Source organism: Gracilibacillus boraciitolerans JCM 21714 (genome assembly GCF_000521485.1).
GTDB lineage: Bacteria > Bacillota > Bacilli > Bacillales > Amphibacillaceae > Gracilibacillus > Gracilibacillus boraciitolerans.
Map to the genome: position 1 here is coordinate 55950 of NZ_BAVS01000003.1, position 15305 is coordinate 71254.

At 37.0% G+C, this 15305-nt stretch carries 10 protein-coding genes and 7 pseudogenes; all 17 read left to right on the forward strand.

Translation table 11 applies throughout. The features are described 5' to 3' along the window. Positions 1 to 59: 59 nt before the first annotated feature. Positions 60 to 718 (forward strand): annotated as a pseudogene (locus tag JCM21714_RS04170) (amino acid ABC transporter permease). After that, positions 715 to 1439 (forward strand): annotated as a pseudogene (locus tag JCM21714_RS04175) (amino acid ABC transporter ATP-binding protein). The pseudogenes JCM21714_RS04170 and JCM21714_RS04175 overlap by 4 nt, the downstream one beginning before the upstream one ends. Before the next feature lie 60 nt (positions 1440 to 1499). Continuing rightward, positions 1500 to 1877 carry a hypothetical protein gene (locus JCM21714_RS23695; RefSeq protein WP_369403453.1) on the forward strand — a complete coding sequence of 126 codons (378 nt, stop codon included), beginning with the start codon at positions 1500 to 1502 and terminating at the stop codon, positions 1875 to 1877. After that, positions 1801 to 2418 (forward strand): fumarylacetoacetate hydrolase family protein, encoded by a 618-nt coding sequence (locus JCM21714_RS04180; RefSeq protein ID WP_369403454.1) that lies wholly within the window; start codon positions 1801 to 1803, stop codon positions 2416 to 2418. Before JCM21714_RS23695 ends, JCM21714_RS04180 begins: the two co-directional genes overlap by 77 nt. 220 nt (positions 2419 to 2638) lie before the next feature. Continuing rightward, entirely contained in the window at positions 2639 to 3688 is a 1050-nt protein-coding gene (gene argC, locus JCM21714_RS04185) for an N-acetyl-gamma-glutamyl-phosphate reductase (RefSeq protein WP_035722076.1), read from the forward strand. A 15-nt stretch (positions 3689 to 3703) separates the two neighbouring features. Then, a pseudogene (gene argJ, locus JCM21714_RS04190) lies at positions 3704 to 4930 on the forward strand (bifunctional ornithine acetyltransferase/N-acetylglutamate synthase). A gap of 12 nt (positions 4931 to 4942) precedes the next feature. Next, positions 4943 to 5749, forward strand: a complete 807-nt coding sequence (argB, locus tag JCM21714_RS04195; RefSeq protein WP_035722080.1) for an acetylglutamate kinase — start codon at positions 4943 to 4945, stop codon at positions 5747 to 5749. Further along, positions 5742 to 6921 (forward strand): annotated as a pseudogene (locus JCM21714_RS04200) (aspartate aminotransferase family protein). The gene argB and the pseudogene JCM21714_RS04200 overlap by 8 nt, the downstream one beginning before the upstream one ends. A gap of 76 nt (positions 6922 to 6997) precedes the next feature. Continuing rightward, a pseudogene (purU, locus tag JCM21714_RS04205) lies at positions 6998 to 7898 on the forward strand (formyltetrahydrofolate deformylase). Positions 7899 to 8136: 238 nt separating this feature from the next. Beyond that, complete coding sequence (locus tag JCM21714_RS04210; RefSeq protein WP_052000382.1) at positions 8137 to 8892, forward strand: C40 family peptidase; 756 nt, start codon at positions 8137 to 8139, stop codon at positions 8890 to 8892. 115 nt (positions 8893 to 9007) lie between these two features. Then, positions 9008 to 9937, forward strand: a complete 930-nt coding sequence (locus JCM21714_RS23700) for a beta-galactosidase (RefSeq protein WP_052000383.1) — start codon at positions 9008 to 9010, stop codon at positions 9935 to 9937. Next, entirely contained in the window at positions 9934 to 10518 is a 585-nt protein-coding gene (locus tag JCM21714_RS20880; protein WP_052000384.1) for a hypothetical protein, read from the forward strand. Before JCM21714_RS23700 ends, JCM21714_RS20880 begins: the two co-directional genes overlap by 4 nt. Beyond that, positions 10479 to 11348 carry a hypothetical protein gene (locus tag JCM21714_RS20885; RefSeq protein ID WP_235182601.1) on the forward strand — a complete coding sequence of 290 codons (870 nt, stop codon included), beginning with the start codon at positions 10479 to 10481 and terminating at the stop codon, positions 11346 to 11348. The genes JCM21714_RS20880 and JCM21714_RS20885 overlap by 40 nt, the downstream gene beginning before the upstream one ends. Before the next feature lie 151 nt (positions 11349 to 11499). Continuing rightward, a pseudogene (gene araD, locus JCM21714_RS04220) lies at positions 11500 to 12196 on the forward strand (L-ribulose-5-phosphate 4-epimerase). Between the two features lie 68 nt (positions 12197 to 12264). Next, positions 12265 to 13749: pseudogene (gene araA, locus JCM21714_RS04225) on the forward strand (L-arabinose isomerase). 155 nt (positions 13750 to 13904) lie between these two features. Next, positions 13905 to 15020, forward strand: a complete 1116-nt coding sequence (locus tag JCM21714_RS04230) for a GntR family transcriptional regulator (RefSeq protein ID WP_035722083.1) — start codon at positions 13905 to 13907, stop codon at positions 15018 to 15020. A 27-nt stretch (positions 15021 to 15047) separates the two neighbouring features. Next, positions 15048 to 15215 (forward strand): hypothetical protein, encoded by a 168-nt coding sequence (locus JCM21714_RS20890; protein ID WP_235182602.1) that lies wholly within the window; start codon positions 15048 to 15050, stop codon positions 15213 to 15215. Positions 15216 to 15305: the final 90 nt, after the last annotated feature.

Sequence of the window (15305 nt, forward strand, 5' to 3'; positions counted from 1 at the left end):
TAAGGAATAAATAAGGGAACAAAAAAGAGCAAAGTATTAGTAAGAAAGGAGTCAATTATATGGACTTTCGCTTTGATATCATCGTGGAATACTTTCCATTTTTTATGGAGGGTATGGGACTAACAATTTTAATGTCAGTTGTTGGTGTTTTAATGGGGGGTGTATCCTCGGTTTTTTTATTGCATTAGGGAAGATGTCTCCTAAAGTATTTGTCCGTTTACCATTTATCTGGTACATTAATTTCCTGAGAGGAACACCACTATTAGTGCAATTATTTTTATTTCATTATGCTGTTCTTCCGGCTGTTCTTGGCTCAACGACTCCGGTTATCTCTGTAATGGTTACTTTATCACTGAATTCTTCCGCATATGTAGCAGAAATATTCCGTGCTGGTCTGCAATCGATTGATAAGGGTCAAGCGGAAGCAGCACATTCGTTGGGAATGAATAAGATACAAGTCATGCGACATGTACTTTTGCCACAAGCATTTAAACGTTCCATCCCTCCATTAGGCAATGAATTTATTGTGTTGTTAAAGGATTCATCATTAGGTGCTATGATTGCTGCTCAAGAGCTGCTTTATTGGGGGAGAGCTGCATCGGGACAATACTTACGAGTATGGGAACCATATTTAATGGTTGCCCTTGTGTATTTAATACTTACGCTAAGCTTAACGTATTTATTAAACTATATGGAGAGAAGGCTTGATGTAAAATGATATCAGTTAAACATTTGAAAAAATCGTTTGGGGATTTAGAAGTTTTGAAGGATATAAATGTAGATATTAAGCAAAAGGAAGTTGTCGTTGTGATCGGACCTTCAGGGTCAGGTAAGTCTACTTTTCTTCGTTGTTTAAATCTTATAGAGCCGGTAACAGAGGGAACGGTAACCATTGAAGGCGTTGAATTGACTGATAAGAAAGTCGATATCAATAAATTACGTGCAGAAGTCGGTATGGTGTTTCAACAGTTTAATCTTTTTCCTCACAAAACCGTATTAGAAAATATCACTTTGCCAATTGTGACAGTGAAAAAATGGAATAAAGCGGATGCTGAAAAAAAGGCAAAAGATTTATTGAACAAAGTTGGATTATTAGAAAAGGCGAATGCATACCCTGAATCATTATCAGGTGGTCAAAAGCAACGTGTGGCGATTGCAAGAGCACTAGGAATGGAACCAAAAGTCATGTTGTTTGATGAGCTACATCTGCATTGGACCCCCCCGAAATGGTTGGGGAAGTCTTAGAGGTAATGAAACAATTAGCAGAAGAGGGAATGACCATGGTTGTTGTCACACATGAAATGGGCTTTGCAAAGGAAGTTGGTGATCGTGTAATTTTTATGGACGATGGTTATGTCGTCGAAGAAAATGAACCAAAGCAATTATTCGATCATCCACAACACGAACGAACAAAGGCATTTTTAAGTAAAGTGCTATAAAATTTCTCCTCAAGAAAACGTATAATATGGTAAACTAATCTTAACGAGGAGGGAAGCATTATGAAATTAGTAAATTACCGGTTGCAGTCTCCCTTTGCACGAAATCGCATGGGAGCAGTGCAAGGTGATAAAATCATTGACTTACATATGGCCCATACGGAAATACTGCAAAAAGAAAAAAAATACAGGTCTATTACCATACCAGCAAATCCGAACGACTTTTATCAAAACGCCAAAACTTATATTGAAATAGCTGAAACATTGATGCGACAATTAAGTGATGGTTATTCTGAATATAGTTTTGACCGAAAAGATGTTGTGCTAGAGAAACCAGTATCACATCCATCAAAGATTATTTGTATTGGAACTAATTATGCGGATCATGTTGCTGAAATGGGGGGGAGCGAAATACCAGAATACCCCCGTGTTATTCTCTAAATTCAATAATGCATTAATCGGTCCAGAAGATGAAATTTATAAGTCAGATGCAACGGAGAAGCTGGATTATGAAGTGGAACTTGCCGTGGTTATTGGAGCAAAGGCCTCAAAAGTAAAGAAAGAAGATGCCTTGGATTACATTGCTGGATATACCATTGGTAATGATATCTCAGCAAGGGATTTGCAAAAACGCACACCTCAATGGCTGCAAGGTAAGTCATTAGACCATACGACACCAATAGGTCCTTGGATTGTCACCACTTCCGAAATTAATGACCCAGGTAATTTATCGATTAAATCGTATGTAAATGGAGAACCTAGACAATCCTCCAACACGAAACAGTTAATATTTGATGTTCAGTATTTAATAGAGTTCATCTCCAACTTAATGACACTTGATCCAGGAGACATTATACTAACAGGTACACCTGGTGGAGTTGGAATGGCAATGAATCCACCGAAGTTCCTCGAGGCAGATGACCTGGTTACATTGGAAATTGATAAAATAGGGAAATTAGAAAATAAAGTAATAGCGAAATAATGATTTATCACGGTGCTAACCGTCTGTCAGGCCCCCCACTGATCATGGTCTCACTTTATATTTTTTGTATATGCTTGTTTTTTTGCACTGATAAAAAACAAGCATTCTATCTACATTATTACCTTCTTAATTTATATTTTTCAATAAACAATATTGCATGAAAATACAAAACAGAGTATAATTATAAACTAATCATACACGGAGATTAGGAGGAACTGTTGTGGATGTAGCAATTATAGGTGGAACAGGTTATGGAGCGGTTGAGTTAATACGATTTTTGCATAACCATCCACATGTTCACGTAACTAAAATTATATCTCATTCAAATAGTGGCACAGACTTAGCAGAGGTTTATCCGCATTTAGTAGATATTATCGATCTTGAAATGATCGCTTTAGATATTGGTGATCTTGCAAAGGAAGTAGAATTAGTCTTCTTTGCGACACCATCCAATGTGAGTAAACATTATATCCCAGCTTTAGTGGATCAAGGAGTTCGTTGTATCGACTTATCAGGGGGGGACTTCAGATTGCGAGATGGTGAAAAATATCAAGCTTATTATGGGGGGGAAGAAATGGTTTCTCAGTCTTATATTAATCAAGCAGTCTACGGATTACCAGAATTGAATAAAGAACAAATTAAACAAGCTAGTATTCTAGCAAATCCGGGCTGTTTTCCAACGGCTACCACGTTGGGCTTAATACCAGTTTTAGAGAAAGATCTGGTCGAGCGGAAGTCCATTATTATCGATGCAAAGACAGGCACCTCTGGAGCTGGCAGGGGGGGGTTATCCTTAAACGTCCATTTTTCTGAAATGAATGAGAACTTTAAAGCATATCAACTTGGAGTTCATAAGCATATTCCGGAAATTGAACAAGTGTTAACTGCACGCGCGAATGAGGATATCCAAGTAACCTTTACCCCCCCTCATATCGTACCAATGACAAGGGGAATAATGAGTACGATGTATGTAGATTTGAAAGATAGTCAGTCTACCGGACAATTGATTGCAATGTATGAAGATTACTACAAAAATGATCCATTTGTCCGTATTCGTAAAGAGGGAATTATTCCGTCAACAAGAGAAGTGTATGGAAGCAATTATTGTGATATAGGTTTATACGCAGATCAGAGGACCGGCAAGCTTATTATTGTATCTGTTATTGATAATTTAGTAAAAGGTGCCTCGGGTCAGGCGATTCAAAATATGAATATTATGTGCGGATGGGACGAAACAACTGGTCTTAATCAGTTACCTATTTATCCTTAAGGAGTGAAAACAGACATGGGAGATCAACAAGAATATTTTACAATTATTAAAAATGGTAATATCGCCTCAGCAAAGGGGTACCATGCAGGCGGTTTGCATTGTGGACTAAGAAAGAAAAAATTAGATTTGGGCTGGGTTTATTCCGAAGTGCCAGCACAAGCAGCAGGTGTGTACACAACAAATGCTTTTCAGGCGGCACCGCTTAAAGTAACACAGGAAAGTATAGCAAAGGAAAACAAAATACAAGCAGTCATTGTCAACTCGGCGATTGCGAATGCTTGTACAGGTGAACAAGGGTTACAGGATGCTTACGATATGCGTAAACTTTTTGCTGAAACAATGGGAATTGAAGAACACCTGGCAGCTGTTGCATCAACAGGCTTAATTGGCGAGTTATTGCCGATGGATACATTGCAAAATGGAATTAATCAAGTGCATGATCAAGCACATGTGGGCGCAGAAAAATTTGAAACAGCCATACTTACTACGGACACAAAAGGAAAAGGAATTGCAATCGAACTGGAAATTGACGGTCAGACAGTGACAATTGGCGGAGCTGCGAAGGGGTCAGGTATGATTCATCCAAATATGGCAACAATGCTAGGTTTTGTTACAACGGATGCGAATGTTTCTGCTGAATATTTATCAGATACTCTACGAGCGATTACTAATAAGTCTTTTAATATGATCACGGTTGATGGGGGATACGAGTACAAATGATATGGTGTTAGTATTAGCAAATGGTAAAGCAGAAAACGAAGCGTTAACACCTGAGCATAAAGAATGGGAAACATTTTATCAAGGTTTGAAATTTGTCTGTGAGTATTTGGCAAAAGAGATTGCCAGAGATGGAGAAGGTGCAACGCGGTTAGTGGAAGTACAGGTTGACGGTGCATTTACGGATGAGTCAGCCAGCACGATTGCAAAATCAATTATCTCTTCTAATCTAGTAAAAACAGCGATCCATGGAGCGGATGCTAATTGGGGGGTCGAATTATAACCGCAATCGGATATAGTGGGGAATCATTAGATCCAGATAAAGTCAGTATCTATTTAGGTGATGTCTTAGTTGTGGAAAATGGTGTGCCACATCCATTCGATGAAGACGCAGCGAAAGAGCAGTTATTAGAAGATGAAGTAAAAATATTGGCGAAATTAGGAGATGCCAATGGTAAAGCAACAGCATGGGGCTGTGATTTATCGTATGAATATGTCAGAATCAATGCTTCTTATCGGACATAAGGAGGTAATCAAATGAACTATGTAGTGATAAAATGTGGTGGTAGTGTCTTTGAACAGCTGACACCTTCTTTCTATCAGGATATCGTTGCGATACAGGAGCAAGGGGAATGGCAACCAATTATTGTGCATGGCGGAGGCCCATTAATCTCCCAATTACTAGCACAAACTGGTGTAAAAACTAGTTTTATAGATGGATTACGTGTCACAACAGATGAAGTGTTAGATGTCGTAGAAATGGCGTTAAGTGGGGGGGCGATGAATAAAGGCATTGTCCGTAAGCTTGCGGAAGCAAATGGTAAAGCAATTGGTATCAGTGGAATCGATGGAAACTTATTAGAAACAAAACCTTTCAGTGAAAATACTGCACTTGGTTTTGTCGGAGAAGTGACAAAGGTGAATACCAGTTTAATTGATGCCTTCGGAAAACAAGACTTAATTCCGGTTATCTCACCAATTGGTATGGATGCTAACGGGCAACGATACAATATTAATGCTGATATGGCAGCGTCAGCAGTCGCTCAAGCTTTAGGAGCGAAATTATGTTATATCAGTGATATTCCTGGTATTTATCATGAAATTGATGGAGAAAAACACGTTTTTCATCAATTAAATGAAAGTAAAATAGAGGAACTAATTAATCAAGACGTTATAAAAGATGGCATGATACCAAAAGTTCAATCAGCGCTAGAAGCATTGCATCAAGATGTGTTAGAAGTCTCTATTGTAGATGGAACAAAAGAACACGGATTAGCAGAATTTATGCAAGGAAAGGAAATTGGAACGAGAATATCCTTAACGAAGGAGGTGCCCTATGTCTAATCAAACTATCGAGCCTGTTATGAACACATATGGACGTTTCCCCCATTACATTAGTAGAAGGCAAGGGGGGGAGTTATGTTTGGGATGATCAAGGTAAAAAGTATCTCGATTATTCATCAGGTATCGCTACATGTAATTTAGGCCATGTCCCAGAAGTGGTCGAGAAGGCCGTACAAGAACAACTTTCGAAGCTTTGGCATTGCTCTAATTTATATCATATTCCAAATCAGGAAAAACTGGCTCAGGTGTTAACAGAAAACAGCTGTGGCGATCAGGTTTTTTTCTGTAATAGTGGAGCAGAGGCAAACGAAGCAGCGATTAAAATAGCCAAAAAATATGGTCATGATGTGTTAGAGCAAGACTCACCATTGATTGTTACTTTTAAAAACTCTTTTCATGGCAGAACGATGGCGACGTTATCGGCAACAGGTCAACAGAAGATTCAAAAGGGATTCACGCCATTAATGCCAGGCTTTGACTACTTACCTTTTAACGATAAAAAAGCTTTGGAACAATTAAAAGAAAAGAAACCAGTTGCCGTTCTTCTTGAATTAGTACAAGGAGAAGGTGGCGTAATTCCGGCAGATTCTGAATGGGTCAAGCAACTTGAATCGATTTGTAAAGAGCAGAACATCCTACTGATGGTCGATGAAATTCAAACAGGTATGGGCAGAACAGGTACGCTGTTTTGTTATCAGCATTACGGGATTGAACCTGATGTAATCAGTCTTGCCAAGGGGGGGTTGGGATCTGGATTTCCAATCGGTGCTATTATTGCGAAAGAACATGTTGCTAAGGTATTTTCCCCCCGGTACACATGGAAGTACCTTTGGAGGCAATCCGCTTGTCTCGACTGCGGGATTGGCTACAGTGAAACATCTTACCGAATCAACTGTATTGGAAGAAGCAAATACCATAGTGGAATATATATGGGGAAAACTTCAACAATTAGTTGCGGATAAAGATCAAATAAAAGCAATCCGAGGAAAAGGATTACTAATCGGTCTTGAAGTTGATGGGAATGCGATAGATTATGTGAATAAGGCAAGAATGGATCATCAATGTTGTTCATTGTAGCAGGCACACAAATTGTTCGTGTATTACCACCACTAACCACAACAAAAGCAGAAGTGGACCATTTTATTGATATCATGAATAAATTGTTTAACTAGACTTTGGTAATATACTTGACCAACCTCAATAACATGATAAAGTATTAGAGAACAACAAAAGTAAAGAGGGATCAAGATGAAAAGTTATATAGTAGAAAAGTTAGAAACATTTAAGAAACTGAACAAAAATCGTGCGCGTCTTTTAATTAGCTGTTCGGATCAGCCTGGTATAGTTGCAGCTGTCTCGCAGTTTTTATATGAGCATGATGCGAATATTCTTGAATCGAATCAATACTCAACAGACCCACACGGGGGGCGAGTTTTTTATTCGTATTGAGTTTGAGATCAATAATTTGAAGGAAAAGGCTGAGCAGTTAGAAGCAGATTTTCAGGAAATAAAAGCTCAATTTCAAATGGAGGCCACTTTTAAGTTTGTTGATCAGATAAAAAAGGTAGCAATTTTTGTTTCGAAAGAGCCTCATTGTTTATTAGAATTACTCTGGGAGTGGCAAAGTGGCGACTTAATGGCGGATATAAGTCTTGTAGTTAGTAACCACGAAACTTCAAGAGAATTTGTTGAACTATTAGGAATACCTTATTACTATATTCCTGTAAGTAAAGACATTCGCAAACAGGCAGAAGAACAACAAATTAAAGTTTTACAGGAACATGATGTGGATGTCATTGTACTTGCACGCTATATGCAAATACTTACCCCTAACTTTGTCGAAACATTTAAAAATAAAATTATTAATATACATCATTCCTTTTTGCCTGCATTTATTGGAGCAAAACCATATGAAAGAGCTTATCACCGCGGTGTGAAACTTATTGGCGCGACCTCACACTATGTGACAAATGACCTTGATGAAGGTCCAATCATCGAGCAGGATATCAGTCGGGTTGATCACCGTGACAATGTTGAAGCAATGAAAAAAATTGGTCAATCTGTTGAACGAAATGTTTTAGCACGAGCGGTAAAATGGCACCTGGAAGATCGTATTATCGTCTATGGGAACAAAACCATCGTATTTTAGTAAGTATTAATCTATACTTCAAATGATTGGATATTTTTTAAAAATTTCTTCTGTTTCATACATAGCATGCTAGCTTTTTATGAAAAATGCTGGCTTCACGGGAATTACCGTTAATTCCCGTGAAGCCAGTAACATATCCCGTGAAGAAGATACAATTATATTCTTGATTTAATAATGAAGATAGAAGAAGTGTTTCATTTTAGGCAGATCCCTCATAAGATAGTATGAGGTGATTTGTATGAACGACTATTTCCAAGTATGGAAAAATAAAAATACTCTTTATATTAAACCAATGATCAAAGTAATTTATTATAAAGTCTATGAAAATAATACACTGGTTACAAGCAGAGCAGATGCACAGTCTAGTTTAATCCCCCCCCTACACCATCCAACACCTTCCACAACTATTATCATTGAATATTATCACCAAGATATATTGGCTAGGGAACAATACTCGTTTAGAAGCTACTATGCAAACAGACAACGTACTTTTCAGGCAGGAGACATTCTGGTCGCAAGTGATAATGTGAAATCAGAATTAACTGGTTATATGGGGCATAGCGCGCTGATTGTTAATGAGAATGAATTAATTGAATCCCCCCCAGGAAGTGAACCTGCTATTGTCCAAGAGCCAATTCAACAGTTTATTGACAAGCATCCGATACATGCACAGTTTCGTCCGAAAGAAGAGAAACTAGGAACTAAAGCTGCCCAATATGCACAGGAGTATATTGGGGAATATAAGGAAAATTTAAAACAAGGTTTAACGAAGCCATCCTTTTCATTTAATCTCTCACAAAAGTTAGACGATCCTTGGGATAAAATATACTGCTCGAAATTGATATGGATTTGCTATCATTTTGGTGCTGACTATACATTTGAAAACGATCATTTATGGTTTTCACCTGAAGATCTCTACCATCAGTTAATTGAAAACGAAGAATTTGAAATCGTTTATCAGCATGAAGATGTAAAATTTTTGATTGATATATGAAGTCCATGGAAATAGTTGACATGAAAATAACGAAAGACTAACATGAAAGCATAGAAATGCCAGCATGTTAGTCTTTTTATGTATTTTTCGAGATAATGAATGGGAGGGTATGCCTGTGAGAAATTATCAGTTAACCATAGCGGATGGTGCGAAAAAAATATTTCCAGCCTTAGCACACTTAGGTGGCGCCAGTAGACAGGGGGATCAAATCAGTTTTACTAATTATTATATGGAAATGAACAAAAAACCATTCTTTGCGATCTGTGGGGAATTTCATTTTAGCAGATATTCACATGATCGGTGGGAAGATGAATTAATAAAGATGAAAATGGGAGGTATTAATATTATCTCCACTTATGTGTTTTGGAATCATCATGAAGAAATAGAAGGAAGTTTTGATTGGAAAGAAAATAAAAATATTAGAAAGTTTATTCAGTTGTGCAGTAAACATGGTTTATATGTTATTTTACGGATTGGCCCATTCGCTCACGGTGAAGTGAGAAATGGTGGGATGCCTGATTGGTTATATGGAAGACCATTTAACATTCGATCAAATGATAAAGATTATTTAGAATACGTTAATCGCTTCTATCAACAAATTGCTCAAGAGATTTCTGATTTATTATTTGCAGATAACGGTCCAATTATTGCTACACAGTTAGAAAATGAATTTCAGCATGCAGGTTCGCCATGGGAATTAACAACAGGCACTACAAATGAATGGTTACCAAGTGGACAAGGTGGTGAAGCACATATAAAAATATTAAAAAAAATGGCTGTAAAAGCAGGTATTCAGACGCCAATTTACACGGCTACAGCCTGGGGGGGAGGAGCAGTTGCGCCCACCGATGAAGTTCTGCCTTATGGGGCGGTTATGCCTACTGGCCATGGATATTTTATGGAGATGTTACAGAACATCCTGCCACTCCGAGCTTTACTTTTCGTGATTATCACAATAATAATCGATCCTCAACCTTTGATTTTGAGCCTGTATATCAACCAGAGGACATTCCCTTTTCATGTGCAGAAATGGGGGGAGGCATGACTGTTTTTTACCCATATCGATTTAAACTCCCTTATGAAAGTGTCGATGCCCTAAGCCTGATCAAAGTAGCAGGAGGCTGCAACTTTGTTGGGTACTATGTCTATCATGGGGGGGGATCGAATCCTAAAGGGAAACAGATCCCATATTTAAATGAGAATGTTACACCAAAGATATCGTATGATTATCAAGCTCCGATTGGGGGGGAATTTGGCCAGACAAGAGCCTCTTATCACCGCTTAAAAAGACAGCACTTATTTTATCAAAGGTATCAGGATCGACTTTCTAAAATGAGGACTATACTTGCTCATGAGCCAGAAACCTTTCATCCGGAAGATGTAGAAACCTTACGTTTTGCAATACGTGAACATCATCAATCAGGTTTTCTATTTATTAATAACTTTCAGGATCATGTAAAAACACAGAAACAAAATGATTTTTCCATTACATTAAAATGGGATAACCATAAGTTACGCATACCGGAGACGGGGGGAGTCTATCCATCAACGAAAATGAAAATGCTATTTTACCTTTTTATTTTTCGATGGAGGGAATTACGCTTCAATATGCTACGACACAGCTAATAACAGATTTAGAATATGAGAATGAAAGATACTATTTTTTTTATATGCCAAAGGGCTTGAATGGTGAATATTGCTTTCCTGCTCAGGAAATTTTAAGTATCAGTATAGATAAAGGCGACATTACTTATGTGCAAGACAAAACAATTATAAAGGTGGATCATGAACAAAGTATGATTAAATTAAAAACGAAAACAAATCAAACATTATCGATATGTACGATGACCAGTCAGGAAAGTCTAACTTTATGGCAAGCTAACATAAAAGAACAAAAGTATATGATTTTAACAGATACTAATTTGTTAATAGCGAATGAAACAATACGTTTAGAAGACGAATCGTTAGCTAATCCAACTTTAAAAGCATTTCCAGCACTCGGTAATTTACAAGCTAAAGGCAAGAGATTAGCCTCTCATCAGAATGGACTATTTACTGAATACGCACTTCCTAAATCATCAAAAAGTGTAACATTTGATTGGAAGCGAATACAGGCTAATAAGGTTGTCATCCAAATTCCGGCTAGTGCATTTGATGGTGTAAAAGAATTACTATTGAAAGTAACGTACCAAGGAGATATTGGTCATGCTTTTATTAATGGCGAGTTGATTCATGATAACTTTGCGAATGGTGATATATGGGAGATAGGTTTAAAAAGGTTTGAAAATAGGATTATTGCTTATGGATTATATTTATATATCACACCACTTAAAGAAGGGGTAAAAGTAAATAGTGATTCTTCCATGGCGGCAAGAGAAGAAATTGTCCATAATGAAATAGCTCAGATTGATTCTGTAAATCTAATACCAATAACGGAAGTAGACCTAGAAATTTAAAACATTACATTTTTTTAAGGGATTTGTATAAAAAATTTATGGAATTTTTGCATATATATTGAATGTACGTACGAATTGTATTATTATAAAATTAAATACTTTTACACATACGTACAAGGAAAGAGACTTGTTATAGAAAGGGGTAGGAAGCATGCTGGAAGAATTGAAACAGCAAGTATTAGAAGCAAACCTTGATCTACCTAAGTATGGATTAGTGACATTTACTTGGGGTAATGTAAGCGGTTACGATAAAGATTCAGGTTTGATGGTTATTAAACCAAGTGGTGTTGCCTATGAAGAGCTAAAATTAGATGATTTGGTTGTTTTGGATTTAGAAGGGAATATCGTCGAGGGGGGATCTAAAACCATCGTCTGATACACCAACACACCGTTTGCTTTATCAAAAATTTCCTGGTATTGGTGGTATTGTTCATACGCATTCGCCATGGGCTACAAGCTGGGCACAGGCTGGTAAAGGAATACCTGCGCTTGGTACGACGCAAGCTGACTATTTTTACGGGAAAATTCCATGTACGCGACGAATGACTAAGGAAGAAGTAACAAGTGAATACGAATGGGAAACAGGTAATGTCATTGTAGAAACGTTTCAGGATATCGATCACCTTCAAATACCTAGTGTGTTAGTCCATAGTCACGCACCATTCAATTGGGGTAAAGATCCACATGAAGCCCTTCATAATGCAGTTGTATTAGAGGAAGTTGCTAAAATGGCATTGCACACCTATCAAATTAATCCTGATACAGAAGACATGGATCAATTTTTATTAGATAAACACTATCTAAGAAAACATGGAGCTAACGCTTATTACGGTCAGGATAAAAAATAAGTTATCTCATACTTTTATATGAACTAAGATTATCAAAACGAAAAGAGCTAATAATAGGAGGAATACAGATGTTAGAAATACGTCCATATCAATTTTGGTTTGTCACAGGAAGTCAGCACCTTTATGGTGAAGGACCATTAACAGAAGTAGCAAACAACTCAAAAGAAGTTGTTTCAGGTTTAAACAAAGAAGGCAATCTACCTTTTGGAGTAGAATTTAAAGAAGTACTAACAACATCACAAGATATTCATCGACTGATGCAACAAGCGAATGCTGATGAAAATTGTGCCGGTGTGATAACATGGATGCACACCTTCTCACCAGCTAAGATGTGGATTGCAGGATTAAAAACCTTGCAAAAACCATTGCTGCATTTACATACACAGTTTAATCGTGATATTCCATGGGCAAGCATCGATATGGACTTCATGAATTTAAACCAAGCAGCACATGGTGATCGAGAGTACGGGTTTATTGGTACAAGAATGGATGTTTCCCGTAAAGTAGTTGTCGGACACTGGCAAAATAGAAATGTTACAGCAAAAGTTTCTGACTGGATGAAGACAGCGGTAGCAGTGCAGAAGGGGATAATATCCGCGTTGCCCGTTTTGGTGATAATATGCGTAATGTCGCTGTAACAGATGGAGATAAAGTAGAAGCACAAATTAAATTTGGCTGGGTAGTCGATTACTATGGTATCGGTGATTTAGTGGAAGAAATGGATAAAGTAACAGATGAAGAGCTAAATGCATTATATGCAGAATATCAGGAGTTATATGATTTACCTGCAGAAGCAAGTGAGCCAGGTCCTATTCGTGACTCTATTGTTTATCAAGGTAAGATCGAGTTAGGTTTAAAATCCTTCTTGAAAAAGGGAAGCTATACAGCCTTTACAACCAACTTCGAAGATTTGCACGGTATGAAGCAATTGCCAGGTCTTGCAGCACAGCGTCTTATGGCAGAAGGATATGGATTTGCAGGTGAAGGCGATTGGAGAACAGCTGCATTAACACGTTTTATGAAGATTATTTCTGATAATAAAGGTACATCATTCATGGAAGATTATACGTATCACCTTGAAGAAGGTAATGAAATGATATTAGGTTCACATATGTTAGAAATATGTCCAACCGTATCTGCTACAAAACCGAAAATAGTGGTAAACCCTTTAGGTATTGGTGGTAAAGAGGATCCTGCTCGTCTTGTGTTTGATGGACAAGGTGGCGATGCGGTGAATGCGTCACTTGTAGAAATGGGTGGTCGTTTCCGTCTGGTTATTAATGAAGTGAAAGCAGAGCAGCCAAAAATGGAGACGCCTAATCTTCCTGTTGCAAAAGTACTTTGGAAACCGCAGCCTTCATTAAGTGAAGCAACAGAAGCTTGGATTTATGCAGGGGGGAGCCCACCATACGGTTTTCTCATTTGATGTTACTACAGAACAGCTTTATGATTTTGCTAACATGGCAAAAATAGAATGTGTTGTCATTGATGAAGATATGAAATTACGTCAATTTCGTAATGAATTAAAGTGGAATGAAGCAATTTATCGGTAAGAAATATAGCAGAGGCTGGTCATAGGCCTCTGCCTTTATCTTTTTATAAGAGGATACACCTGCAGGTCTTGACAGTTACTATTAATTCGATATGCTTAAATTAGGAAAGTGATAAAAATAATGACGAAAATGTAGGATTATTGAGGTGTGTAGAAATGCAAACAAAATATGGTACAGTAAAGCAAGCAATTAAATCAAAGATATTAGATGGTACTTTTCAGCCTCATCAAAAAATTAATTCTGAAAGCGAATTAATGAAACAATTTGGTGTTAGCAGACATACCGTGCGCTTAGCAATTGGAGATTTAGTTAATCAGGGCTGGTTATACCGAGAACAGGGAGCAGGAACATTTTGCGCTGATCGTTCAAACGAAGAGGCAACTTCCTTTATCCAAAAGAAAAATATAGCCATTATTACAACTTATATTTCTGATTATATCTTTCCATCGATTATTCGTGGAGCTGAATCTTACTTGAGCGAAAAGGGCTATCAAGTAAGTCTCTTTAGTACAAATAATGACCATGACAATGAACGAAAGTTCTTAGAAAAAATTTTAACGCAACATTTTGATGGTGTCATTATCGAGCCTACAAAAAGTGCGATGACAAATCCTAATATTAACTACTATTTGAATTTAGAACGCCAAAATATCCCCTACCTTATGATCAATGCTTTCTATGATGAATTAGAACCATTTCATATTGTGATGGATGATGAGAAAGGTGGTTTTATTCAAACCGAACATTTAATAGAATTAGGACATCGTAATATTGTCGGTTTCTTTAAAAATGATGATATTCAGGGTGCAAGACGGATGAAAGGTTATTTAAAGGCACACAGGAAACACCAAATTGAAATTTTTCCAAATAATATTATTACATATAATACAGAAGAAAAAAATAATAAGCCAGTCGAAATGTTACGAAAAATACTAAAGGAACAAAAAGAGAAAAGATCTACTGCTATTGTTTGTTATAATGATGAATTAGCGATAAAGTTATTAGATGCAATAAGAGAAGCAAAATTAAGCGTGCCTGAAGATATATCGATTATAGGATTTGATGATTCCTTTATGGCAGAGGTGACAGAAGTTAAGCTAACAACAGTAGCTCATCCTCAAAGTGAAATGGGACAATTAGCAGCAAAGGTGATATTAGACAAGGTGAAGCAGTCAAAATCTAATAAAAAGGAACATACCAACCTGGAAAAAGATCATATACGTTTCGATCCAAAGCTTGTTGTTCGAAATTCAACTGCATCAATTAAATAAATGTAATATTCATAGGAGCCTATTACTTTGAGTCATGACAAAGTAATAGCCTTTTCTTATGGATATGTCTACTGTCTAACTGATTTTTTTGCATTTACGCCTATTAATGAATCGCATCCATTTTCAAAGAAATGTATTGTAAAAAAGGAAAGACTTGATATACTAGTAGTACGTACCAATGTTAAATGGATTTGATAATTTCTTATTAAAATGAAACCGTTATCATGGAAAATAAATGATTAGTGCTTACTTTATTCTGTGAACAAACTAATTATTAAACAAAAA

Bases quoted from the DNA above. Each gene is read 5' to 3' on its own strand.
- JCM21714_RS04230 (WP_035722083.1), top strand. From the start codon at position 13,905: ATGCAAACAAAATATGGTACAGTAAAGCAAGCAATTAAATCAAAGATA.
- JCM21714_RS23695 (WP_369403453.1), top strand. From the start codon at position 1,500: ATGAAATTAGTAAATTACCGGTTGCAGTCTCCCTTTGCACGAAATCGC.
- argB (WP_035722080.1), top strand. From the start codon at position 4,943: ATGAACTATGTAGTGATAAAATGTGGTGGTAGTGTCTTTGAACAGCTG.
- JCM21714_RS04210 (WP_052000382.1), top strand. From the start codon at position 8,137: ATGAACGACTATTTCCAAGTATGGAAAAATAAAAATACTCTTTATATT.
- JCM21714_RS20885 (WP_235182601.1), top strand. From the start codon at position 10,479: ATGGAGGGAATTACGCTTCAATATGCTACGACACAGCTAATAACAGAT.
- JCM21714_RS20880 (WP_052000384.1), top strand. From the start codon at position 9,934: ATGACTGTTTTTTACCCATATCGATTTAAACTCCCTTATGAAAGTGTC.